The 23,916-nt window shown below is 67.8% G+C and carries 15 protein-coding genes and 4 pseudogenes; 7 read left to right on the forward strand and 12 right to left on the reverse strand.

Going from position 1 to position 23,916, the window contains the following annotated elements:
- Window positions 1-564 (reverse strand): SDR family NAD(P)-dependent oxidoreductase (locus tag AB5J49_RS00005; protein ID WP_369166376.1); only part of this gene is annotated, 564 nt, incomplete at its 3' end.
- A 206-nt stretch (window positions 565-770) separates the two neighbouring features.
- On the opposite strand from AB5J49_RS00005, the gene AB5J49_RS00010 reads away from it, so the two are divergent.
- Window positions 771-1,976, forward strand: coding sequence for a serine hydrolase domain-containing protein (locus tag AB5J49_RS00010; protein ID WP_369166377.1), 1,206 nt, complete (start codon window positions 771-773; stop codon window positions 1,974-1,976).
- Between the two features lie 25 nt (window positions 1,977-2,001).
- Window positions 2,002-2,736, forward strand: coding sequence for a TetR/AcrR family transcriptional regulator (locus AB5J49_RS00015; protein WP_369166378.1), 735 nt, complete (start codon window positions 2,002-2,004; stop codon window positions 2,734-2,736).
- A gap of 121 nt (window positions 2,737-2,857) precedes the next feature.
- Here AB5J49_RS00015 and AB5J49_RS00020 read toward each other — a convergent pair whose 3' ends face one another.
- Both AB5J49_RS00020 and AB5J49_RS00025 read right to left on the reverse strand, forming a co-directional pair.
- Complete coding sequence (locus AB5J49_RS00020) at window positions 2,858-3,841, reverse strand: D-2-hydroxyacid dehydrogenase (protein ID WP_369166379.1); 984 nt, start codon at window positions 3,839-3,841, stop codon at window positions 2,858-2,860.
- Between the two features lies 1 nt (window position 3,842).
- Window positions 3,843-4,166, reverse strand: a pseudogene (locus AB5J49_RS00025) (aldehyde dehydrogenase family protein); the annotation flags it as partial.
- Here AB5J49_RS00025 and AB5J49_RS00030 point away from each other — a divergent pair.
- Both AB5J49_RS00030 and AB5J49_RS00035 read left to right on the forward strand, forming a co-directional pair.
- A pseudogene (locus AB5J49_RS00030) lies at window positions 4,105-4,485 on the forward strand (DUF6192 family protein); the annotation flags it as partial. The pseudogenes AB5J49_RS00025 and AB5J49_RS00030 overlap by 62 nt on opposite strands.
- A 281-nt stretch (window positions 4,486-4,766) precedes the next feature.
- A complete protein-coding gene (locus tag AB5J49_RS00035) occupies window positions 4,767-5,558 on the forward strand; it encodes an IS5 family transposase (RefSeq protein ID WP_369166380.1) in 792 nt (263 codons plus the stop codon).
- On the opposite strand, the gene AB5J49_RS00040 is transcribed toward AB5J49_RS00035, so the two are convergent.
- Window positions 5,515-6,066, reverse strand: a complete 552-nt coding sequence (locus AB5J49_RS00040; RefSeq protein ID WP_369166381.1) for a hypothetical protein — start codon at window positions 6,064-6,066, stop codon at window positions 5,515-5,517. The two genes, AB5J49_RS00035 and AB5J49_RS00040, sit on opposite strands and share 44 nt — an antisense overlap.
- Window positions 6,067-6,413: 347 nt before the next feature.
- Here AB5J49_RS00040 and AB5J49_RS00045 point away from each other — a divergent pair, with 347 nt between their 5' ends.
- On the forward strand, window positions 6,414-7,028 hold the full coding sequence (locus AB5J49_RS00045) for a hypothetical protein (protein ID WP_369166382.1): 615 nt from the start codon (window positions 6,414-6,416) through the stop codon (window positions 7,026-7,028).
- Window positions 7,029-7,399: 371 nt separating this feature from the next.
- Here the strand turns inward: AB5J49_RS00045 and AB5J49_RS00050 are convergent.
- Window positions 7,400-8,643 (reverse strand): annotated as a pseudogene (locus AB5J49_RS00050) (IS3 family transposase).
- Between the two features lie 59 nt (window positions 8,644-8,702).
- Between AB5J49_RS00050 and AB5J49_RS00055 the strand changes: the two are divergent.
- Window positions 8,703-8,861, forward strand: a complete 159-nt coding sequence (locus tag AB5J49_RS00055) for a hypothetical protein (protein WP_369166383.1) — start codon at window positions 8,703-8,705, stop codon at window positions 8,859-8,861.
- 62 nt (window positions 8,862-8,923) lie between these two features.
- Here the strand turns inward: AB5J49_RS00055 and AB5J49_RS00060 are convergent, their stop codons facing one another.
- Together AB5J49_RS00060 and AB5J49_RS00065 are read right to left on the reverse strand one after the other, a co-directional pair.
- Window positions 8,924-9,391, reverse strand: a complete 468-nt coding sequence (locus tag AB5J49_RS00060; RefSeq protein WP_369166384.1) for a hypothetical protein — start codon at window positions 9,389-9,391, stop codon at window positions 8,924-8,926.
- A gap of 624 nt (window positions 9,392-10,015) precedes the next feature.
- Entirely contained in the window at window positions 10,016-12,496 is a 2,481-nt protein-coding gene (locus AB5J49_RS00065; protein ID WP_369166385.1) for a WD40 repeat domain-containing protein, read from the reverse strand.
- Between the two features lie 23 nt (window positions 12,497-12,519).
- On the opposite strand from AB5J49_RS00065, the gene AB5J49_RS00070 reads away from it, so the two are divergent.
- Entirely contained in the window at window positions 12,520-14,295 is a 1,776-nt protein-coding gene (locus AB5J49_RS00070; protein ID WP_369166386.1) for an AAA family ATPase, read from the forward strand.
- Between the two features lie 853 nt (window positions 14,296-15,148).
- Here the strand turns inward: AB5J49_RS00070 and AB5J49_RS00075 are convergent.
- From AB5J49_RS00075 to AB5J49_RS00095, 5 genes and pseudogenes are all read right to left on the reverse strand, one after another.
- Complete coding sequence (locus AB5J49_RS00075) at window positions 15,149-16,402, reverse strand: IS256 family transposase (RefSeq protein ID WP_369166387.1); 1,254 nt, start codon at window positions 16,400-16,402, stop codon at window positions 15,149-15,151.
- Between the two features lie 120 nt (window positions 16,403-16,522).
- Window positions 16,523-17,629, reverse strand: a complete 1,107-nt coding sequence (locus AB5J49_RS00080; RefSeq protein WP_369166388.1) for a beta-ketoacyl synthase N-terminal-like domain-containing protein — start codon at window positions 17,627-17,629, stop codon at window positions 16,523-16,525.
- Complete coding sequence (locus AB5J49_RS00085) at window positions 17,626-17,880, reverse strand: acyl carrier protein (RefSeq protein WP_369166389.1); 255 nt, start codon at window positions 17,878-17,880, stop codon at window positions 17,626-17,628. The genes AB5J49_RS00080 and AB5J49_RS00085 overlap by 4 nt, the downstream gene beginning before the upstream one ends.
- A gap of 584 nt (window positions 17,881-18,464) precedes the next feature.
- Window positions 18,465-22,891: pseudogene (locus tag AB5J49_RS00090) on the reverse strand (trypsin-like peptidase domain-containing protein).
- Between the two features lie 33 nt (window positions 22,892-22,924).
- A complete protein-coding gene (locus AB5J49_RS00095) occupies window positions 22,925-23,299 on the reverse strand; it encodes a CU044_2847 family protein (RefSeq protein ID WP_369166390.1) in 375 nt (124 codons plus the stop codon).
- Window positions 23,300-23,916: the final 617 nt, after the last annotated feature.

Consider the following 23,916-nt stretch of genomic DNA (forward strand, 5'->3'; position numbering starts at 1 on the left):
CCTCGTGAGCCCTGCCTTGGAGGCGCAGTACGGCGCCCCGCCCGGCAGGCCCGCCGCGGCGGCGACGGAGGTGAAGCCGACCACCTGACCGCCGCCCTTGCTGCGGAAGTGTGCGACGGCCGCGTCGATGGTCGCCATCGCACCCAGCAGATTGACGTCGACCACCGCGCGGTGCGCCTCGAAGCGGCCCTCCCCGATGTTGCCCCCTTCGTCGGCCCCCGCGTTGGCGATGACCATTCCGAGTCCGCCGAATTGCCGGGCCGCGTCGTCGATCGTCCGCGCCACGGCCTCGTGCTCGGTCACGTCGAGGGCGGCCACGGTCACCGAACGCTGCGGGAACGCGGCGGTGAGCTGTGCTCGCAGGTCTTCCAGGACCTCGATTCTGCGCGCGGTGAGGTACACGTCGTAGCCGCGGGCGCACAGCTCGGCTGCCAGCGCCTTGCCGATGCCCGAGCTGGCACCGGTCAGGAACGCGGTTCTCGCGGGCAGCGGGGGCCGGCCCGGGTCGACGAAGGGCAGCTTCCCGAGCAGGCGGCGCGTGGTGGGCAGTTCAGTGCCGTTCATCGGTCACCGTTCCTGTGCTTTGTGGAGCGGTCGGAGGGGGGGGTTCAACGACCCCGTCGTCATCATGACCACTCACCCATAGCGTGTCAACGATGGTGACATCTCTGCTGACACCGGAGCTAGCACCACTGTTGACACCGATGGATCGACGGGCCAGGGTGGAGGCGCCGAAGCTCGGCATGCCGACTCGATGAAGGGGCTCAGTAATGCGCATTGAAGCGGGCGGATGGCTGCTGGGAGCCGCCGCGGCGGGCGCCGGGGCGGTGTGGCTGTGGCGCCACCAGGACGAGGTCATGACCCGGCGCCCGGTCAATGAGTGGACGTTCACTCACATGAACCTGCTCATGCCCACCGAAGACGTCCGCCGCGGCGGGGATGTGTTCCCCCTGCCCCGGCGACCGCGCCCCCTGGACGTGACCTACGGCTTCGAGGGGCGGGAGCGCAGCCTTGCCGAACTGCACGCCCGAACGAACACCACCTCCTTCGTCGTGCTGCATGGTGGCGAGATCGTCCACGAGTCGTATCCGGGGCGCTTCGCCGGGAACGACGTACGGTTCCAGATGTTCTCGATGACCAAATCGGTGACGTCGATGCTGATCGGGATCGCCCTCGACGAGGGGGCGATCAAGGATGTGACCGAGCCGGTGACGGCGTACTGCACGTGGCTGGCGGGCTCCGCCTTCGACGGAGTGACCATCGAGCAGCTGCTCGACATGAGCAGCGGGGTGGGCGACCTGGTGGAGGACCACACCGTTCGGGACAGTCTGATCAGCCGGTTCGCCAAGGCGCTTACAGGGGGCGGCTCGCTGCACGAGGTCGTGTCCTCAGCCGAGCGTTCGACCGAGGCCGGCACACAGTTCAGCTACTCGACGATCGACACCCAGGTCCTGGGATGGATGCTGGAGTCCGCCACCGGCCGCTCCCTCGCGCAGTACGCCACGGAGCGCCTGTGGAGCCGCATCGGCGCTGAGCACGACGCGTACTACTGGCTCACCCGGGGGCGTCCGCATACCGCGGTCGGCGGCGGCTCACTCAATGCCACCGCCCGCGACATCGCCCGGCTGGGGCTGCTGATGTCCCGTGGCGGAGAGCTGAACGGGCAGCGCATCGTGCCCGAGCAATGGGTGACGCGCAGCCGGGGACGCGGGGTGGCGCACCTGGAGGTCGGCGCGCTGGGCCCCAGCGGCTACCCGCACTACGGGTACAGCAACCAGTGGTGGACACTCGGCGGCGAGCGGCGTCCGTTCACCGCGGTGGGGATCCACGGCCAGTACCTGTATGTGGACCCGGACGCCGACGTGGTGATCGTCAAGACCAGCGCGTGGCCGGCGGCGGACGACCCCTCGCGTGACGCGGAGTCCGTCACGGCACTGCGGGCGGTGGCCGACCATCTGCACGAGGACCAGCGTTGACAACGCCGTTGATACGATGACGGCCATGACACGCGCGAAGACCGGCTCGGCGGGGGCTACTCCCCCGCGGCGGAAGCGGCGTACGGCATCCTTCCTCACCCCGGATCTGATCCTGGACACCGCAATGGCCGTGATCGAGAGGGACGGCCCGCAAGCGCTCACCTTCCGTCGGCTGGGCACTGATCTGGGCGCCGACCACACAGCCGTCCTGCGGCACTTCCGCGGCAAGGACGACCTGCTGCTCGGCCTGGCCGCCCGGCTGGTCAGCGATGCCCTGCACGACTTCGCACCGTCGGACAGCTGGCGCGAGACCCTCGCGTCGCTCGCCCGTCGGATCCGTGCCGCATGCCTGCAGCACCCGGGCGTGGCCGTCCTGGTCGCGGCCCGCACCTCGCGGCGCGAGCCGGAGTTCCAGGGCGCCGACGTGGTCATCGGCGCCCTGCTCGAGGCCGGCCTCCAGGGACGCGAAGCGGCCTCGTACTACCGGGTCCTGGCCGATACGGCGCTCGCCGTCAGCGCCTTCGAGGCCTCCTTCAACGTGCTGGACAAGGGCGCCCAGGACGGCGACCGGCTAGCCTGGCGCCGCGAGTACCTGACGGCCTCACCACAGCGGTACCCGAACCTGGCACAGGTCGCCCCCTACCTCGCCGACATCGACGAAGAAGACCAGTTCGAGACCGCGATCGGCCTGCTCCTCGACGCCGTGGAACTCCGCGCGCAGCGCGCCCGCGGAGAGGGAAGCGAACGCACGGAGAACTGACGCCCTACGTCCGGCTCCAGCCAAGGTGCCGCAGGCCAGAGGCTCTCAAGTAGCCGACGCAAGCCTCACTCATTCGCCCCGGCCGGTGGGAGTTACCGGCCGGGGCGCGTGCTACTCGCTCTCAGGCGGGGTGCGTCTCGTCGACCACGTATCCGCGCCGCTTGTCCACCACGTTGCGCAGCGGCCGGCCCTCGATGTGCCGGGTGAGGTTGTCGAGGAACACCTCGACGAGCGCGTCCCGCTCGCTGGTGGTCTCGCCCGCCGTGTGCGGGGAGATCATCACGCCGGGCATGTCCCACAGGGGTGATTCGGCAGGCAGCGGTTCCTGGACGAACACGTCCAGGGCTGCACCGGCGAGCCGTCCGGCGGCGAGGTGGTCGACCAGCGCCTCCTCGTCGACGAGTCCGCCCCGGCCTACGTTGATCAGCCGCGCCCCCGGCTTCATGGCGGCGAGCACGGGAGCGTCGACCATGCCCCGGGTGCCCTGGGTGAGGGGTGCGGCCAGGACGACGTAGTCCGCTTCCGTCAGCACGGAGCGCAGGGTCGTCGCACCGTGGACCGTGCCGAAGTCGGGGTCGTCCGTGCGGGCCTTGCGGCCCGCGCCGCACACACGCATCCCGACGGCGCGCAGCAGCCGGGCGATGGCCCGGCCGATCGGCCCCGTCCCCCAGACCAGCACGGTGCGTCCGGTGATGCCGTCACTGGGGCGCGGACGCCACTCACGGCGCCGGTGGTGCTCCCAGGTGCCGGGGAAGTCCTTGGCGAGGGCAAGGATCAGGCCGAGCACGTACTCGGCGGTCGGCTGGTCGTAGACCCCCCGGGCGTTGGTCAGGACTACGCCCGGATCGTCCACCAGGGCGGGGAAGAGGAAGGAGTCCACGCCCGCGGAGGCCGCGTGAACCCAGCGGGGTGCCTTCTCCGGGTTGTCGGGCCAGGCCTCACGGATGGCCGGGGTGATGGTCACCCAGGCCAGGAGGGCGTCGGCGCCGGGGAGGAGGTAGGGCAGTTCCTCCTCGGTGGCGTAGACGGTGTCCGCGAGGCTTTCGATGCGTGCGGTGGCGGGGGGCCGGTTGCCGCGGTAGAGGACGACGAGTCGGTCGGGCATGTCAGGCTCCGACGGGGACGGCTATGTACTTGTACTCGAGGAACTCGTTGATGCCGACGCGTCCGCCTTCGCGGCCGAGGCCGGACTGCTTGACGCCGCCGAAGGGCGCGGCGGGGTTGGAGACCAGTCCGGTGTTGATGCCGATCATGCCGCTTTCGAGACATTCGGCGACACGCAGGGCACGGTCAAGGTGCTGGGTGAACAGGTAGGCGGCCAGGCCGAATTCGGTGTCGTTGGCGGCCGCGACCGCCTCGTCCTCGGTCTCGAAGGTCGCGTCGGCCGACAAGGTGAAGGTCGTCGAGGAGCTGACCCGGGACGAGTCCGTCGCTGCGGAGGTGACCACGGGGCTGCTGCGCCGGCCGGACGTCGCGTTCAAGGCGATGGGTGATGACACCGCTCGCCACCAGGTCAACCGGGCCCAGGTCGCACGCGGCCAGCAGGCCCGCGAGGACTTCGAGGAGAAAAACCCACTCGCCCCGGCGATCCGTGCGATCGACCGTTCGGTGGAGTTCCTGGACCTGGTCACCGCCTGCCACGCGTTCGTCGCGGCGGCCGCCCGGGTCGTCCCGGGCCTGCGCGACCGGCAGCTCGGTGACGACGAACGCGTCCTGGTCCACGAAAACGTCGCCCGGGTGCGGGCCACCTTCTCTGAACTAAGAAGCTGTTGTCTTTTCGATCTTGAGCGGTGGCAGTCGAACGCGGGTTTCCGGTCGGGTGATCCTGCCGTGGCGAGAGCATGAGGAAGGGGCCTCCTGAACAGCTCGTGGGTGTCGAATCCAGAGAGCAACAGGAGGCCCGTGTGCCGCAGTCTTCCGTGTTGATGGCCGGGCGGTCCAACTCGGCCGCTCCAACGTGTGATTGCCTCGCGCACGTGTACGGCAACGCGGCTGACCGGCCCGAACGGCAGCGCCGGTACCCGTCGGACATGACGGACGCGGAGTGGGCCGAGGTCCGGCCGCTGTTGCCGGTGCCGGGGTGGATGCGCGGGCGGGGTGGCCGGCCGGAGGGATACTGCCACCGCGCGCTGCCGGACGCGATCCGGTATCTCGTGGACAACGGGATCAAGTGGCGTGCGATGCCGGCCGACTTCCCGCCGTGGGACCGGGTGTATGCCTTCTTCCGCCGCTGGCGCGACCACGCCCTGGTCAGGGAGTTCCATGACCGGCTGCGCGCCCAGGTCCGCGAGCGGCTGGGCCGGGACGCGGAGCCGACGGCCGGCGTGATCGACTCGCAGTCGGTCAAGGCGGACGCCGTCGTCGGCGCCGACAGCCGCGGCTTCGACGGCGGCAAGCTGGTCAACGGGCGCAAGCGGCACGTTGTGGTCGACACCCTCGGCCTGCTGCTCGGCGTGATGGTCACGAGCGCGGATGTCGGCGACCACGCCGCCGCCCAAGTCCTGCTGCGCCAAGTCGCCGACGCCCACCACCTGCTGGAACTGGTCTGGGCCGACGGCGGCTACACCGGCAGCCTAGTCGAATACTGCCTGGCCACGTTCGCGCTGGTGTTGGCGATCGTCAAGCGCAGCGATGACATGCGCGGCTTCGTGGTACTGCCCAAGCGGTGGATCGTCGAGCGTCTCTTCGCCCACCTGATGCGCACCCGCCGCCTGGCGCGCGACTTCGAACGCCGCACCACCAGCGCCGAGGTGATGATCTACTGGTCGATGACTCTGCTCATGACCCGCCGGCCGGCCCGCTCACCCCGCGGGCGGGCGTGAACCGGCCCGGCGCCGACTCGGCCAGCCAGCCACGCGCGACCAGGCGTTTCGCCTTCGACCGCAGCGCCTCCACCCGCGCCGGAACCACGTCCATGCCGAACAAGGCGGCCATCTCCTGCCAGGTCAGCGGTCCCTGCCCGAGCCGGGCCCGGTCCGCGAGCGCGGTGAGGACGCGCTGGTAGTCCACCGACAACACCGACCACGCAACCCCTTCACGCCACACCGGCACCTGCGACTTCGCCTTCGCCGCTCCCGGCGTCGGCGATGCCTCCCCGGCCTGTCCATCGGCGGTCGGTGCTGTCCGGCCGGCCTGGTCAGGGCCATGCCCGGTCTCGTCCGCCGGGGCAAGCACCTCATCCACCCGCGAGCGAGCGATGGCCCATTCCTTCCAGTCCCGCTCGGCCACGGCCAGTTCAGCCTGGATGCGATCGGCCTCCTCCCGCAGCTCGTCCATACGGCGGCGAGCGACGAGCTCGCGCTGTCCCAGCAGTCCCACGACCGACGGCATCCATGACCTCCACAGCAGCGGCGACACGACAGACCACCACTCCCACAGGACCCTCGACCCTATGCCCGACCAGCGAAAACGCCGTCCTCAAGCCCGGAAAGACAACAACTTCTCAGGGCCGTGGATGGGTGAACAAGCCCTGCCCGCACCCAGCGGCGGACCGTGCCGTAGCAGTCCCAAGCCAGGTCGACACTGGATCCCAGGCCGACCGAAGGCAATGCCTGAGAAGCAGAAACAGGTCTACCCACCCGTAGTATCACTGACTCAAGCACCCACAGCCTGAGTGCCTGTCCTGCCTCGCTGCAAGGCCGCGGGGCTTCACCCGGCCACGAACCGAGGAGAATCGGATGCCCGAAAGCACGGCTCCAGCCACTGAGTTGACATCGCAATACGTCAACCAGGTAGCCAGTGACCTCGAACGCAACGTCAAGGATCAGGAGCGCATCACCGCGGAAATCACCGCGCTTCAGCAGCAGTTGGCCGCTCTGCAGCATGACCACACGGTGCTGGTGAACATGCAACAGGCACTTGGCGTCGCGGCGACGACACCTGAACCTGTACGCGCCGACAGTGCCACCGTGCCCTCCCCCCGGCAGAAGGCCACTGCCAAGCCTCGCAAGCAGGCGAAGGCGCCGACTGCCGAAAAGCCCGCGGCCAAGAAGCAGACCGGCAAGAAGTCCGACGCGAAGACGGTTCAGCCCACGCTGGTGGAACTTGTCCGCACTCACCTGACGGAGCAGAGTGAACCCCGCTCTGCGGCGGAGATCGCCACGGCACTCAGCCAGGCACACCCCGCCCGTGGCGTCAAAACCACTGTCGTGCGCACCACCGTCGAAAACCTTGTGGCCAGGAACCAGGCCCAGCGCACCAAGCAGGGCAATTCCGTCTTCTACACGGCTCCCAATCCGCCGGAGCCCACGGCAGCGCCCAAGGCCGAGACTCAGCCCGAAACCGCTGGATAGGCCGCGCTGGCGTGGACGGAGCTCCCGGCGCCGCGCTCGCGCCGACACTCCTGTTCATGGGAGCTCGCCCTCCCTGCCTGCCACGCTCACTGTGTGGCGGCGGGCTGGTCAGCACGGGCGCCAGGTGCGCACTTCGAGGTGGAGGATCTGCGCCTCCGCCCGAAGGCGTCCGGTCTCGCCATCCACTGGTGTACAGCGTCCAGCCGTTCTTCCGCTCCAGCGGCCGTAACCAGCGGCCGTAACCAGCCCCCGCAAACAAGCCAGCGCAGACTGACGCGGCTCCTCCCGGTTGAACCGGTGCACGAACCGCTCACGCAGTACGTCCAGCTCTCCGCCCCACAACCTGAAGCGCTCCGGGATCGGTGGAGGCTCTATGCGTTGACTCCAGCCGCCGGTTGGGGCTGGTGTTGAGCGTAGTAGTTGGTTTCGTGCTCGTGAGGCGGGATATCGCCAGTCGCTGTGTGGAGGCGTTGGTTGTTGAATCAGTTGACCCATTCCGCGGTGGCGAGTTCGAGGTCGGAGAGGCCGCGCCAGGGCCGACGGGGCTTGATCAACTCCGTTTTGTAGAGGCCGATCTGGGATTCCATGAGCGCGTTGTCCAGGCCGTCGCCGACGGTGCCGATCGAGGCGTCGATGCCGGCGTCGAGGAGGTGCGCGGTGAACGCGAACGATGTGTACTGACTGCCCGCATCCCAATGATGAACCAGCCCTGGTCCAGCGGGAGTTCCGGCACGGTCGCGGCGCCACAGGGCCATGTCGAGGGCGTCGAGGACGAGCTTGGCCCGCTTGCTGGTGGCTGCGGACCAGCCCACGATCGCTCGGGAGAACACGTCCACGACGAACGCGACGTAGACGATCCCGGACCAGGTGGCGACATAGGTGAAGTCGGCCACCCACCGCTCGTTCGGACGTGCCGCGGTGAAGTCGCGCCGGAGCAGGTCACCAGCCCTGTCCTGGCCGTCGTCCCGGATGATGGTGCGGATCTTCTTCCCCCGTCGGGCACCCTCCAGGCCCAGGTCGCGCATCGGCCGGGCGACTGTGCAGCGGGCTGCTTCGATGCCCTCACGGTGCAGCTGCCGCCAGACTTTGCGGACCCCGTAGACGCCGTAGTTGTCGGCGTGGACGCGGCTGATCTGGGTTTTCAGCTCCGCGTCCCGGATCGCCCGGGCGCTGGGTGCACGGTTCCTGGCGGCGTAGTAGGTGCTGGTTGCGATCTTCAGTCCGTGGCCAGAGAGCACACGGCAGATCGGCTCGACGCCGAACACCTTCTTGAACTCGTCGATGAACGCTACGAGCGCTTCGACGGCCGGTCGAGCTCGGCCGCGAAGAAAGCCGACGCCGCCTTCAAGATCTCATTGGCCCGCCGCAGTTCGGCGTTCTCGGCCCGCAGCCGCTTGATCTCCGCGGCCTCCTCCGAGGAGGTGCCGGGCCGCTGGCCGGTGTCCACCTGCGCTTTGCGGACCCAGGTCCGCACCGTCCCCGCCGCTCCGATGCCCAGCTTCGCGGCCACCGCCTTCATCGCGGCCCACTCGGTCGGATAGTTGGGGCGGACCTCCGCGACCATGCGCACCGCACGCTCACGAAGCTCGGCAGGGTAGGGGGACGGACGTGCCATGACTCGATCCTCTCAGGGAATCGAGCCTCCATCAGACCCGGAGCGCTTCAGCCGCGGAGGTGGAGTACGACCAGGAGGCCAGGAAGTTCAACTTCTCCGCGAAGCCGATCCCGAAGGATGACAACCAAGCCGGCGGTCTGATCCTGAAGAGCTACTACGCCAAGAACCGCATCATCGACGGAATGGACGACGGCTTCATCGTCAAGATCGTCACCTGACCGGATGCGCATCCCGGCGGGAGCGGCTCCAAGTACCGCTCCCGCCCTCCCGGTTCCGCGTTCTACGCTTCGCCCGGCCAGAACTGCACGAGGTAGCGCTCCACACCGGCACCTGTGCCTTCGCCCTCCGAAAGGGCCGCAGCCGCGGCCCGGCCAACGCAGCTGACGCGCACCCGCCAGGAGCCACCCGCGTCAGCCAGCGTGATGACCTCGTCCATCCGGCCCGTGTGCATGGACCACACCGCGACGTGCCCGCTCGTCGACTCAAAATCGGCTTCGGCCTGCTCGTCCCAGTCGCCCGGATTGTTCGGGGACGGCGCCCCGTCCCACACCTCGACGTCGACCGTGGCGGTGTGGGTGTGCCCACCGCTGGTGATGTCCAGACGTCCTGGGTGGGTGCCGAGGAAAGAGTGGCGATGAAAGTCGTCGGGGAAGGGGACGGGCAGTTCCGCGTCGTCGGACTCCTGCAGACCAAACGCGTGGTACCCCACGAACGCGCTCACGCGCTGCCGCCGGACAAGTTGCGCCACAAGCATCCCTTCAACTAAGAACACTGCTTTCGCCAGGATGCTAGTTCCCGACCTGCAAAGGCACACATCACAGCGAATCAGCCGCAAATGACCCGCGATACATGAGGAGTTGGCGAAGAACCTTCGCAGGGATCGGCGCACAAACGTCGAAACACACGCCCGCTTGGCAGGCGGCAGCTTCGGGCAGGCAGGTCACGCGCCGAAATAGGTCTGCCCAGTGTCCCTGTCAGCATCTGTTGCAGCCAGTAGCCGGCAAGGACGCCACACACTGGGCACGTCGTTCCATTTCTACTCGAAACACACAATGACTCACGCTCCAAACACGCATAGAGGGCGTGGAATTGATGGAGGTACGGGCAGGTACACCCATCCATGTCCTGTGCCGGTCGGGGTTGAGCTCACGCCAAGGAACCATGAAGCGATGCGGGCTCGCGCGGTAGACCCATGTGCAGGTTCACGTCGGCGACTGCTGCATGCTGGGCAGACGGCGTCGTGCGGTCAGCCGTGCGACCAAGCCCGCCGAATGCTCGCCGCGGGCCAGAAAGCGTGCAGTCACTGCCGACCCGGCGCCCGGCTGTTCCTTCTCGAGCCCCCGCGGTGTGCTGCGCATGATCTCCGGGCCCGTTACAGCGGACCGTCGCTCTGATCAGGGTGGGGGAACCGCAGTCCGAACTGGAAGACGCCGCTGCTGCTGCCACACGCGATCTGGTCACCAGCGGGCGACCACGCGCAACTCGAGAGGGATCCTTCGAGCCTGACGCACAACAAGCACGTGCGGGAAGCCACGTCCCATATCTTCAGCTGGTTGCCGCCCCCGATGGTCAGCAAAAGGGAACCGCAGGGCGAGTAGGCCAGGTCCTGAACGGCGTACGTACCTGTGGCCAGGCGGGGAGCGAGCGTGCCGGAGTCGAGTTCCCAGAAACTGACGTCGCCGTTCCAGTGGCCGGCCGCCAGGCTACGGCCGTGCGGTGACTGAGCGAGGCAGGTGAAGGATCCGTCCGCTGGAACGAGAGCCGTTCCGTCAGCGCGCAGTGAGTGCAGGACCTTGGGCGGTCCCGGGGAGGCCAGGGTGTGGATCTCGATGGTCTCGTCGCCGCCCGTCGTGGCGAGCAGGCCGTCGCCGAACGCAAGGAGCGCACTGGTCGTCGGAGGGCGGCTGAAGTCGATTTCCCGGACATCGTTCTTGATGTTGGCCCTGAAGCATGTCTCCAGGCGTCCGTTCGTATTCCAGACCCGAACCTGCCCGTCGCTGCACGCTGCCACGAGTTGTCCGGTGGCCGAGACGGTCAACGCGTAGATACGGTGGGGGCCTTGGGATTGGTCGCCGAACACGGAGAGCAGGCGACCCTCGGTGTCCCAGAGCCGGATCTTGCCGTCCCAATCCCCGGTTGCTGTCCAGGAGCCGTCCAGGGCCGTCGCGATGCCATGGACTACAGCGGAGTCCTGGGGAAGCCGGGCGATTTCGACTCCTTGGGGGGTCACCAGGAGGGTGCCGCCAGCTCCGCTGGCCAAGGCCAGCCACGTGCCTTCGGGGTGATAGGCCACGGAGCGGACCCAGCGGTCGTCGGGGCCTTCGCCCGTCTGCTCGCGCAGGTTGCGGTAATCCCAGAGCCTGATGCTTGCGCCGGTGTCGCCTGCGGTGAGCAGCAGTTGTCCTGACCGGACCAGGGCGGTGGATGTCGTGCCGCTGGGCAGGCGGATCGCCGAGGACGTGGTCACGGTCAGGTCGCCGTCGACCATGGCCAGGTGACGCACTCGCACTGAGTGGTCGGCGCCGTAGGCGAGCCATGCGCCGTCGGGCGACCAAGAAATCGATGTACGCGCAGCTGCCACGTCGTTGCGCTCGTTCAGGAGCACTCTGCCGCTGCTTGGATCCCAGATGGTGAGGTTGCTGTAGCCGTCTACGACAGCCAGCCGGGTTCCTGCAGGGTTGAACGCCAGAGACGACCATGTTTCATGGATCTTCTGGCGGAAGGTCTTGACCAGCCGTCCGGTTGAGGCGCACCACAGCCGCACTCTGCCACCGTGTTCCGCCGTTGCGAGAACGTGGCCGTCCGGGGCGAAGCAGAGGGAGTGGAACGAAGAAACCAGTACGTGGGCGAGGTTTCTGGGCCAGCGCAGATTCACCCGGAGGCGCGCGAAGAGCGCCAGCTGCGGCAGGGAGAACAGGGCCAGAGCGATGAGTGCGGCAGTGTCGTGCGGTATCCCGACGAGCACTGTGACCAGCAGCGCCCACACGAGCACCAGGCCCAGCGAGAGCGGCGGCAGCGCAGGCGGCCGGCCTTCTTTGAACCGGGCCATCGATCCCAGTAGTCGGTCGAGGAGAGTGCTCACGAACGGCTGGCGCAGTGGGACCGGCTTGCCCTCGTAGTCGAGGAACCGGATCGACGGGCCGTCGGCCACTGCGAAGTGGGAACCGTGCGGGTGAACGGTGAGGGCCAGCACCGGACCGTCGTTGAGTGGAATCCTCACACGCGAGCCGGCGGCTGGGTCCCAGATCTGGGCTTCCTCGAAATCGAGGGACACAACTCGTGCGGCGTCCGGGCTGGTAGCGACCTGTAGGACGAACGAGGCGTGCCCGGGCGAGACTGCCCGTAGGTCGCCCTGCGGAGCGCCCCAAATGGAGACGCTGCCGTCTTCATCACCGGAGACGATCAGGTTGCCGTCGTGAGCGACGGCCATCGCGCGCGGTTCACCGCCGATCGCGAACGTCTGGACTGGTATGGCATCCGCCGCCCGTGGCAGCGGTCGGATAGCGCGTAGCCAGGGCCGGTCCAGGGCTGCCTCGGTCTCTTCGACGATGGACGCAAGGCCCGGCATATCCTCCAGCCGCAGCAGAAGGGTGGCGGCAGCCGATTGCCAGGGATCGTCCGGGGACCGGAGCAGGTGGCGGCCCTGCCGAATCACTTGGGCGAAGACGGTGGTGTCGGGGTCGGTGGCCAGGGAGAGATCTTGCTCTATCCGCCCCGGATCGGCCAGCCGGAGCCGCATCGCCCAGTACCGCACGGAGCGTGCAGCGAGTTCAACCGTCTCCCGGTCGCCGCGACGGGCGGCGTCACCGAGCACGTTGCGCAGCATGATCTGTTCAGTGGCCGGATGGTTCACCTTACTTCCCCCCATCATCCAGCATGCCCGGTATTTTGAATATCGGGTGTTTGCCACCGAGGGAAGACGTCAAAAGGACTTGTGTGCTTCTGACTTCGATAGCTTTCGCCGACGCCCTGCTTGGTTGGCTCACCGTGCACGCCGGTGACGCGCTAGTCCGTGGGTCGGCACGCAAGGCCCTCGGCGATGCTCAGCAGCGTGCCTTCCGTCACGTCGTCAACAGCGCGATCGGCGAGGCTGTGCACGCCGTTGCCGACGAGCTGCCCGAGCCCCGGCGCAAAGAGCTGGCGAAGCAACTGCGCAAGCACCGCGCACAGTTGACCGGCGGCCCCGCAGACTACCTTGAGCTGTCACAGATGGTTCGGGCCTTCCTGGACTGCCCGTCAGGAGTCGAACTGCTTGCCGGTTTCGACGTGGACGGTGCACGGCTGTCCGACGCACTCAGCTTTTGGATCACCGACGGCGTGGCGCGAGACGCTCTGGCCGGCGGCGCACTGGCTCCACTGGCCACCCACTCACAGTTCGGCGGCTTGTTCAACCTGAGCGAGCGGACGCTGACCACCTTGGGTTCCCTCACTGACCGCGTCGAGGAAACACTGGAGATTGTCCGCGCCCTAGCCGAGCGCATCGATCGCACTGGGCAGCACCCCCCTGCCATGGCCTTCACAGCTCTCATCGCCGAACGGGCACGGCTGTTCACCGGGCGCCGGGAACTGCTGGCCCGGATCGATGCCGCCCTGGCCGATCCCGGCTTCCCCAGCGGCTATCTTTTGGTGACGGGCGAACCCGGCATCGGAAAGACCGCACTTGTCGCCCACCTGGTCAGCAGCCGGGGCTATGTACATCACTTCAACAGCCGCAGCGAGGGCATCACTTCAGCCACGGCGTTCACCTCCATGGTCTGTGCACAACTCGCCGACCGCTATGACCTGCCCGAGCCGCCGCAGGGCGAGGAAACGCTCGGCAGTGCCGGACTCTCGCAGATGCTGGCACTTGCGGCGGCGCAGGGGCGTGGTGACGCACCCGTGGTCATCCTCGTCGATGCCCTCGACGAGGCGGAGCAACCGCCGTCCGGCGGCAACCGTCTCTATCTCCCGGCCGCACTCCCCCCGCACACATATGTCATCGCCACGAGCCGGGAACTGGCAGACGACTTCCTCGCCGTGAGCAGCCTGCGCAGGTTCCACCTGTCAGACGACGCGCCGGAGAACCTCGCCGACATCACCGAGTACGTCAACGACCGGTTGGATGCCTCCGCCCATCTCGCCGGGCGGGTGGCCGCCGCCGGCCTGGCCCGGGACGCGTTCGTGACAGACATGGTTGCCTGCAGTCAGGGCAACTTCCTCTACGTCGTGCACGTCCTGACCGATCTGTGCGATGCCGGCCCGGACCGGGCCGCCCTCATCGATCCGGCCGCGCTGCCTGTGGGCCTGCGCAACTACTACCGGACCCACTGGCGGGTCATGAAGGACCGATGGCCCGACGTCCTGGCCGACAAGTACGAGACCGCGTTGCGGTGTCTGGCCGTCATGCACGAACCCGTCCCGGTCGGGGCCTGGGTCGACTTCGCTCCCGGTGACGTGGACGAACGGGTTGCACGTCACGTCGTCCGGGAATGGCGGCAGTTCCTCAACACGCGCCAGAGCCTGAGCTACAACGAACCTCTCTACGCCGTCTACCACTCCACGTTCGTCGACTTCCTCCGTGCCGAAGGGCCCGGACTCGAACCATACGAACGCCACGTCTACCACGTGGAAAGGTCCATGCTCCTCGGGCTCTTACGTGACGCACGCTCGTGACGAGAGCAACTCCGTGTGCCTCCAACCGACGCTTGAAGAAGTTGACGTCCTGGGGCGCGGGGTCTGCGGGTGATCAGCAAGACAAGCGCACGGCGAGCACTACGGCGTACGACGGCGGAACACGCACTGGATGCACCGATCGGTCGCGTTCTGTCTGTTGCAGTCAGCCCGAGCGGACACGACCCGACCCGCGCGGCACGTTCCTTTCCCTCCGAGCGGCACCAACCAACAGGCCGTACTCCTGTTCGCCTGTCAGGTTCCCCTGCTGAGCCGCTGGAGAAGTGCGGCAAAGCGCCCCCGCGCTTTCCTCAGGTGCGCGCTGAGGCCGTGCGGCGCAGGGACCTGCGGTGGGGCGCCAACACCATCGACGTGGCAGGCGAAACCGCCCCTGAAACCGTCCATCCAGGCGCCTGCCACGGGGCGAACCACAGGGAAGGACGCTCCGCGGTACGTGATGCTGGCCTTCTGGAAGTCTTCGGAGTCCGTTCCCTTGTGGGGTGGTTTGACCTGACCCCAGGCCGACCATGCTGGTTGGCGCCGACCTGCACTGTGGCGTCGGCAGGGAGCCGCTGCTCCTGCCCATGCTCAGGCCATGCGATGACGAAGGTGACGTCTTCCAGCAGAAACCTTTGGGGCACATCAATAACGGTAGTTGGAACGTCAAGAGAGCTCATCTCGCCAGACAGGCTGGATCCGGTGGCCGATCGCCGCCCCCAAGGTCGGGCGCGCTGTCCCCGTGCTGCGGGCTCGGCGAGCGGCCGGTGTGTGGCAATCGCCCCTCCGCTTGTCAGAGGGAACGGGTTGTCGGAAGCCATGTGGAGGAATAGTCAAATCCTGTGGATCGTGAGGTAGTTCAGGCTGCGTGAGCTTCGGGGCGTTCGACGAGTTCGCCTCGTTCGAAGCGGGCCCCTGCTCGGACGAGGGCGACGAGGTGGGGTGCGTTCACGGCTCGCCAGCGGGCCTGGGCGGACTCGACGAGCTTGAAAACCATCGCCAGGGCGGCGGCCCGGGAGCCGGCCCCCTTGGTGACCTTGGTCCGCAGACGGACGGTCGAGAAGGTCGACTCGATCGGGTTGGTTGTCCGCAGGTGGATCCAGTGCTCGGCGGGGAAGTCGTAGAACGCCAGCAGCTCGTCCTCGTCCTCGACGATCTTCTTGACGGCCTTGGGGAACTTTGCCCCGTACTGCTTGGCGAACGCCTTGACCGCGGCGGCCGCGTGCTCCTTATCCTCGGCGTTGTAGATGTCCTGTATGGCCTTCTTCGCCGCGGGCTGGGCCGACTTCGGGAGGCTGTCGAGGCAGTTGGCCGTTTTGTGAACCCAGCATCTTTGGTGCCGGGTTTCGGGGAAGACCTCGTTCAACGCGTTCCAGAAGCCGAGGGCGCCGTCGCCGACGGCGAGGACGGGAGCGCGCATGCCGCGCCGCTGGCAGTCCCGCATCAGGCTCGCCCAGGATTCCGAGGACTCGCGGTAGCCGTCGGCCATCGCGATCAGCTCCTTGGTGCCGTCCGCGCGCACGCCCATGACGACCAGGACCGCGGCCTTCGCGTCCTCCAGGCGTATCCGCAGGTGAATGCCGTCGGCCCAGACGTAGACGTAGTCCGTGGCGGACAGGTCGCGCTCGCTGAACGTCTTGTGGTCGGCCTGCCACTGGGTGGTCAGCCGGGTGACGGTGGCCGGTGACAGGCCGGCCGAGGAGCCGAGGAACTGCTCGAGCGCGGGCACGAAATCCCCGCTGGACAGCCCGTGGAGGTAGAGGAGCGGCAGCACCTCGCTGATCTTCGGGGACTTGCGGCACCACGGCGGCAGGATCGCCGAGGAGAACCGCTTGCGCTCGCCGGTTGCCTCGTCGATGCGCTTGTCGTTGATGCGAGGGGCCTTCACCTCGACCGTCCCGGCCACGGTGGTCACGGAGCGGGGCTGGTGATAGCCGTTGCGGACCACCAGACGGCGCCCGTTCTCGTCTCGCTGGTCGGCCAAATCGGCTATGTAGGAGTTGACTTCAGCCTCCAGAGCGGCGGCCAGCATCCGCCGCGCGCCCTCGCGGACGATGTCGTCGATCAGGGAGCCGGTCCCGGTCGTTCCATCTGCATTCACTACGCTCAGCACGGGCGTGCCTTCCCGACCGACGGTGCAACGTCGGCCTGCTCGATGACCAGAAGTCGATCACTCGGGAAGGTACGCCCTTCGCGTCCAACCCGAGGCCGATCCACAGGTCATGAGCATTGCTCAGCCATGTGTTGGGACGACTGTCATCTGGTGTCCCGTGGTGGCGAGGGTGGAGCCACGCGAGGCCTTGGCGGGGCCGGACTCGGTGAAAATGCGGTTGGGATGCGCCATGCTTGGATCAACTGCCCCAGGCGGCGGGCTGGTGTCTCGTTGGGTATGAACAGAACGACGGCGACCAGGACTAGAGCGCTTGTCGCGAGCGCTGCAGTTGTCCAGGCCGGCAACCCTCCGCGCGCCATGGCGATCAGGAAGGCGGCCGCAGCACCAAGCACACCTGCGATGCGAGCGAGCGTGCTCGTCATCGTCGGTCCCGGCGCGGACCGCGCAGCGTCCACGACAGCCTTGGTGTGCTGAGCAGGACTCGGAGAGTGAAGCGCGTGCGGGTGCGGCGGGTGGGGAGGGTGGCCATTTCGGCGTGCCATTCCTCGCGCCATCGTGCGCGTGTCGGGGCGGGAAGCAGGAGGGTGAGCAGGCGCGAGCCCGGATGCAGGAGGCGAACAGGGCACGGGACTGCATGGACTCCGCGCCGCCGGCGATGACGATGTCGGCGAGTCCGGCCTGCAGGAGCATCCGGCCGTAGCCGATGGCGGCGGTGCCGGAGGCGCAGGCGCCGGCGATGCCCATGGACGGGCCGCGGGCGCCGGTGTCGAGGCAGACGCTGGAGGCGGCGGCGTTGAGGAGGGTGAGTGGGGTGAGCATCGGGGAGACGCGCCGGTCGCCCTTGTCGTGCATCGTCGTGGTCTGGGTGTCGTAGATGGTCAGGCCGCCGTGGGAGCTGCCGATGAGGACCGCGACGCGTGTGGCGTCCCACTCGGAAGGGTCCAGGGCGGCGTCGGCGAGGGCTTCCCGGGTCGCCGCGACGGCGAGGTGGGAGAACCGGTCCATCTGACGAGCCAGAGGGCGACCCAGCACGGTGTCGGCATCGAAGTCGGGGACGCTGTAGGCGAAGTCGTGCGGCAGGCCCTCCAAGGTCGGCGGCCGGGTGATGTGGCCGACGGTGCCCTGCACGGCGCTCTGCCAGGCGGCCTTCGCCCCGATCCCGGCCGCGCAGATGATGCCCAGACCGGTGACGGCCGCCTCGAACGGGGCGGAGTTGGGACGGTTCACCGGCCAGCCACCGTGGAGTTGATCACCGCGTCTTCGATGACGGACACCAGTGCGCCGACGGTGTCGCGGATACCGATCACCGCGGTCTCCAGGTCGATGTCGAAGTGCTCCTCGGCCACTGTCCGCAGTTCCTCCAGGGCAAGCGAGTCCAGTGACAACTCCTGCAACGCCTGGTCCGCCGCAATACGTTCTGCCGGCACTCCGAACTGTTCCACCAGCAACTGCTTCACCTGGTCATCTGTCCTGCTCACGGCACCTGCCACCCTCCTTGGAGATCTACATAGCGCCCTGGGAACGATGACCGTTCAGGCGCGTAACGGATCTTGCTTCTGTGCGCCGGACGACCGCCAAGTACCACCCCGTCGGCGCTCGCCTGCGCGCGGAGTTGCGGGTCGAGTGGCCAAGTAGGGCTGCGCAGGGCCACCTATCACTGATGTGACCGTTCAAGCTTGTTGGCGATTGAGGCGGGGTGGCTTCGCTGCTCGCGCGGCTTCTGTTCATGAGAGTTGGCGGGTTTTGTTCGAGATAGCTGGCGGGAGAAGGGGATTCGGCGGTCACGAAGAGTGCTGGGTGTAGCTCTTCCTGAGCGAGATCGCTGGTCAGGCCAGGTTCGTATCTGCGCGCCGCCGAAGCCCTGGGTGTCGACCGCCAACATCAGGTGCCACCTATGCGAGACGGCGGGCGGGTTGGTGAGGCTGAGCGCCGTAGCTGGTTGGCCGACTCCCGTGGACGGATCGTGATGCCACTTCGAGCCGCCGATTCGATCTCCGTCATGCGGATGCCCGCTGTCAGGGCGTAGGTTCTGGATGGTGTGGGCGCAGTACCGGGCAGGCGATCACCGGGCGGGCCGCCCGCTCTGCCACTCCGGGCAGATCGTGTCCGGCAGCCGGCCGGGCAGGCCGCGGCGCTCGTCGGGGGTGAGGTCGCGGCCCAGGGTGCGGCAGAGTTCCCGCTTCCAGCGGGCGGGGTCGAGGCGGAGCAGGTCTCTGGTCCCGTCCACGCTCCGCACCAGCGATGTCCCGTTGTCGCCAAGCCCGTAGTACTGCTGTGGCTGCTCCCCGAAAAGGAAGAGGTCGTCGTTCACCGTGCCGAAGTCATAGGACTCCATGTGGCCGGGGTTCGCCGTGTCGAAGAAGCGCACCAAGTTCTCGTTGGCGATGAGGAATCTGTCGCCGTCGTCCACGAAAGTGGCTAGATACGGGATCGTCAGCGGCCCGAACGGCCCCGCCCCCCGCTCCGGCCCCGACCCGGATTTCAGTGACCACAACTCCACCAGCCCGCCCAACGTCTTCGCGAGCGCGTAGCGGCCGCTGGGGTCGAGGAATGCCCGGTCGATGTCCTCGCCGAGTTCGACGCGCAGTCGCTTGTCCTCCTTGCCGGTTCCCAGATGGACGGCATGCAGGGTCGAGTCGCCCTGGACCATGATCTGTACGTATCCCGGTTCGGGGTATTCGTTCACCCAGAATCCGGAGTCGGAGGGCTCTTCCTCCGACGAGAACGGGGGCGGATTCTTCTTGGAGAGGTGGAGGGCACGCGCGTCGAAAGGCTCCGAGACGCGCTGGCCCTCGGGGGCGTTCCAGCTCTCGATCCAGCTGCCGGAGACCGTCACCAGGCTGTTGCCCGAGGCGAAGTCGACGCGCAGCGGCTCCCTTTCTCCGGACTTATTGGCAGGGGGCATGCGTGTGGTGATCTCCGCCGTCTCGCGCAGCGAGGGGAGCTCTCGTACAAGGATCTTGTTCTCACCGACGATGTCGGCCACAAGCGTGCCGGCCTTGTTGACAGCGAATGCCTCCGCCGGGTCCTCAGTGGCCCACCCGGTTGCCTCCTTTGCGGGCCGTTTCACCGAGGCTGTCGTACGTCCGGTTTCCAGGTTGACGAGTGCCAACTCGTCATCGATGAGTCCTTGGGAGGTATCTCTGCCTCGATGCGTCACCATCGTGGTGCCGTTGAGTAGGTGGGGGGCGTTGATGATGTCGATGCGGTTGCTGTCGTTGGTGGTTTCCTCCAGCGGTAGTCCAGTCATCGTGTGCTCCCCCCAGGCGGACACCACTAGACCCCGCGGGCTCCTGAGCAGGCGGTCAAGGGGGGAAGAGGTTCTGGGCCCCGTCAATCTCGTTACGCCCTTTTCCCGCCCGTTGTCGACAAGGAACCAGGCATCGCCGTTTCGCACGACGAACCGCTGCCCTGTCGCGTCCAAGGCGACCCGACCGCAGCTCTCGTTCTCCTCACTCTGGTAGCGCCCCAGTACCTGCCCGTCCGCCACGCGGACGGACCAGTAGGAAGGGGGGCCGTCCGGACCTCTCAGGCAGACGGCAAGCACTCGTCCGTCGCCGGACAGGGAGGGCAAGAATTCGGTGCTTGTGGCGACCTTCTTCGCCAGTTCACGCGTCTTCCCGGTGCCGGTGGAGACTGACACCATGGAGGACCAGTCCTCCAGCGAGGCGCGGCGCTCAGCCACGAGGGTGCCGCTGTCCGGCCCGAACCACACCGTCCGGAGACCGGGATCGTGCCCAGGCACATCCCTGCTGCGTCCCGTCCCCAGATCCCACAGCCGTATGCGTCCATCCAGCAGCGTGACCACCTGGCCGGCATCCGGGGAAAGGTCCGCGGTCATTGCGGGAACCCCGACGCCGGTCTTCGCGGCGGCGACGCCCTCGAAGTCCGCGTCGCTGACCTGATGTGCCCGTCCGAGCGCGTCCTTCGCCGTGGGACGCACGTCGTGCCAGATCAGGTCGCCCGCCGTTGTCATGTATGCGATCCGCCGGCCGTCCCGGGCGACCATCGGCTGGAACGCCCGTCCGGAGGCCCGAAGCTGAGTGCGCGCGACCTGCCCCCCGGTCCCACGGACGAACAGTGTCGCCCGCCCCAGTCGGGTCGTCATCAGGACCACCGTATTGTCCACGCTCGCCGCCACGTCGCCGATCGTTCCCTCGGCACCACTCATAACCCACTCGGTGTCCTGCAACTCGTCGTACCTGCGCAGCAACGCGCTGCGGGCCTCCTGCGTCGGCGAGATGTCGTACGCGGCCATGGCCGTGAGCGCGGCGAGGCCGTTGTCCTGTTCCACCTGGCTGTCCGACAGGGTGGCCAAGGCCCGCGACCGTGCCTCCGAGTCCCGCTCCTCGCTGACCCGGGACTGATAGACGAGGAAGGTCCCGAGCCCCACGATCAGCGCGAACACGGCCGCCACCGCAATCCACATGGCACGCACCCGGGCCCGGCGAGCCTCGCGCCGCCGCTGGGCGAGGCTGACGAAGTGCTTCTCGTCTTGGGTCAGTTCGTCCTCGCGGTCACCCAACCAGTCTTCAATGGCGCGGAGCTGCACATGACCTGGCACAAGATGAGGTGATCGCTTCTGCGCCTCCCACCGCTCCCGGTCGTGGCTCAGTTCCGCCCGGCCGACGAGGAACTTCTCATCGGCCTCCACCTGTTGCCGCAGCTCGGGCCAGGTTGCGATCAGAGCCTCGTGGGCAAGCTCGACGGCTTTCGCACCGTCCTTACTCCCGTGCAGGACCAGCAGTCGCTTCTTGGCGAACGCCAGGGCGAACGGCCAGCCTTTCCCCGCTTCCTCCTGGGTGAGCCGACGGCGCAGCGGGGTCCTGCTCCCGGGCAGCATGCGCACCAGGCCGGTGAGCAGCCGCCGCGCCTCGGCCTGTTGCTCCGCCGACGTGGTGCCGACGTGGACCTTCCAGGCGTCCTCGGCATGCCCGGCGAGTGCGCCGGAGACGCCGCCCAGTTCCCCGTACGCCTCCAAGGTCAGCAATCCGCGCTTTTGGAGGTGCCACAACTCGTTCAGGACGAAGCCCAGCAGCGGCAGGACGCGGGCTCGCCGCCCGCGTCCCGAAGGATGCGGTCAACGAGCCCGGGGGCGTAACGGACGGCAGTGAACTTCTCGACCGGCTTCGTGATCACCTCGCTGAGCTGGTCCGGAGACATCGGCGTCAGCGGGAGGGTCGTCCCGCGTTTCAAGAAGGGGCCAAGACGTGGATGCTCCAGGAGCACGTGCATGACGTCCGCGCGGAGGGTCACCAGCACCTTCAGCGTGTGGCCTTCCGGGCCCTCGGGCGTGAGCAGATCGACGATGCAGTCGATCTCGGTCTCGGTGCGGTCCAGGAGTGCCTCGGCCTGGTCGAGTACGACGAGCAGGTCCTCCGGCGCCTGCTTCTCCCTCGCGCGGACATAGTGGTGGTACGTGTCCCAGAGACTGTGGGAGCCGAGCCGCTTCCTCACCTCGTCAGCGTCCCGCGGCCACGGAGCGGCGGGTTCCTCCGGTACTGCTCGGACGGCCTTGTACAACTCTGTGGCCAGCGCGGACACGGGAGGGGCCTTCTGCCCGGCGTTCACCACCAGCACTTCATAGCCGTGCTCCCGCATCCTGGGCACCGCGCCCGCCAGTGCCAGCGACGACTTTCCGCAGCCGGAAGGCCCGCAGAGGGTGACGATCCGGTGATCGCCCCGCAGGAACGCCACGACCTCCTCGATGTCGTCGTCCCGGCCGAAGAAGAGGGCCGTGTCCTTCTCCTGGAAGGTGCTCAGGCCGCGGAACGGCGAGGGCGGGAGAAGCAAGGGTGCGAGATCCAGTCCCGATGCCTTGTATATCTCGCGTTGCAGTGTCCGGGTGCGGATCACGAAGGTCTGCCGGGCGGCCCCCTCGGGCTCCGTCACGACGATGAGACCGACCGCCGCGCCCAACTCCTCGTCCCACACAGGGCTGCCGCTGAAGCCCCCAGTAACCGGTGCCGTCTCGCCGTCGGCCCGCGCCATCTGCCACCAGCCCTTGGCTGTGGCTCCACTCAGCCGCCCCACGAACCAATGCGTGCCGGCCTCCCCGCCGGTGAAACCCACGGCGCGAGCGGTGTCCTGCCAGACGGTGTCGGGGTCTGCCACCGGCAGAGGGCGTGTACCAGGGACGGCCTCCCGCAACCGCAGGACGGCGATGTCTCCCGTACCGTCGGGTTCCCGCACGGGAATCCAGTGCTCGACCACCGCCCTGCCAACCGGGATCTCGCCGTCGTCGGTGAACGGCTCGGCCAGCGGGAAGTCGACGGTGACCTCGGTCCCCTCAGTGACCGTGTCTTCTCGTTTCAGCCCCAGTGCATCGGATACCACGTGGGCGCACGTCAGCAGCAGATCCTCGGTGACGAGGGCGCCCGTCCCACCGACCGGGCCGCTCGCCCCGCCCTTCCCCAGGATCCGGACGACCGCTCTGGCCAGCGTCTCGTCCACACTCTGCGGCTCATCCGCCGATCCCGACACCGCCACAGCGACCTCCCCGTCCCCGGCGAACCAGCAGTATCAACCGACCCCTGGAGTATTCCCACCCGGCTCACCGGAGCCGTTGTTGTTCCAGGTCAGACTCACGGAGAAGTTGGCCGATGTGGCGGTGCTCGCGATCACCACATCCGCCTCGGCCGACAACGACACCCCGAACTCCAAGGTGATCTCGTCCGGTGCGTTCGCCAGCCCCCGGAACCGCCCCACGAAGCTCTCCGCCACCGGCCGTACGGTGTCCAGCATCTGACCGAACGACCGCTCGGCCCGTGCGATCGAGCCTCCGCCACGGCCGACCCGGATGAGAGCCGAGTCCACTTCACGGATCTGCACACGGATGGTCTCGTCACTTCCGTCGCCAAGCGGAACCTCAACCGTGCGGACGGGGCGATCGCTCATGGCATCCTCCAGCCTTCGGGCTGAAGATCCTAACGAAGAGAACTCCGATTCGTGTGAGGGAGTTGAGGAAAATCCAAGCCCCGAGTCGGGCAGCCCGTCAGACCGCCCGTCCACCAGCATGCTCGACGCGCCCCGCTCCGCTCTGCATTCCTGCGGTAGGTCGCGCTCAGCCTTGCGCTCGGGGTGTTGTTCGGCGCGATGCAGGTTTCCGTGGCCACGTACGCCGTCGGACGCGGCACGTCGGACGCTGCAGCGCTGCTCTATTTCGCCTTCAACTGCACGAATCTGGTGGGTGGTTAGGCCTACGAAGCATGGCGCCACGGCGGCTCACCCCGGCGCCGCCAGGCCGCAGCTGCCGCCTGCCTCACCCTCGCGAGCCTCCCGCTGACCTTCCTCGACACGCCCCTCGCCCTGACCGGACTCACCGTGCAGGTCCTGCTGATCCTCGCCTCCGTCCTCACAGGGTCGTCGGTCCCTCAGGCGTTCACCTGGGGCAACTCCGCAAGCGCGGCAGGATCAGCGGGCGCCGCGGCGGTCGAGGGGCGGGTGGTGGACGCAGGCAGTGCGCACGGCGGTCTGCGGGACTCATCACCGAACGTGCCGAAGTCGTCCGCGCC

The sequence above is a fragment of the Streptomyces sp. R28 genome (genome assembly GCF_041052385.1).
Lineage (GTDB): Bacteria > Actinomycetota > Actinomycetes > Streptomycetales > Streptomycetaceae > Streptomyces.

Bases quoted from the DNA above. Each gene is read 5' to 3' on its own strand.
- AB5J49_RS00095 (WP_369166390.1), bottom strand. From the start codon at position 23,299: ATGAGCGATCGCCCCGTCCGCACGGTTGAGGTTCCGCTTGGCGACGGA.
- AB5J49_RS00070 (WP_369166386.1), top strand. From the start codon at position 12,520: ATGCCCGGTATTTTGAATATCGGGTGTTTGCCACCGAGGGAAGACGTC.
- AB5J49_RS00040 (WP_369166381.1), bottom strand. From the start codon at position 6,066: ATGCCGTCGGTCGTGGGACTGCTGGGACAGCGCGAGCTCGTCGCTCGC.
- AB5J49_RS00045 (WP_369166382.1), top strand. From the start codon at position 6,414: ATGCCCGAAAGCACGGCTCCAGCCACTGAGTTGACATCGCAATACGTC.
- AB5J49_RS00035 (WP_369166380.1), top strand. From the start codon at position 4,767: ATGACGGACGCGGAGTGGGCCGAGGTCCGGCCGCTGTTGCCGGTGCCG.
- AB5J49_RS00015 (WP_369166378.1), top strand. From the start codon at position 2,002: ATGACACGCGCGAAGACCGGCTCGGCGGGGGCTACTCCCCCGCGGCGG.
- AB5J49_RS00010 (WP_369166377.1), top strand. From the start codon at position 771: ATGCGCATTGAAGCGGGCGGATGGCTGCTGGGAGCCGCCGCGGCGGGC.
- AB5J49_RS00020 (WP_369166379.1), bottom strand. From the start codon at position 3,841: ATGCCCGACCGACTCGTCGTCCTCTACCGCGGCAACCGGCCCCCCGCC.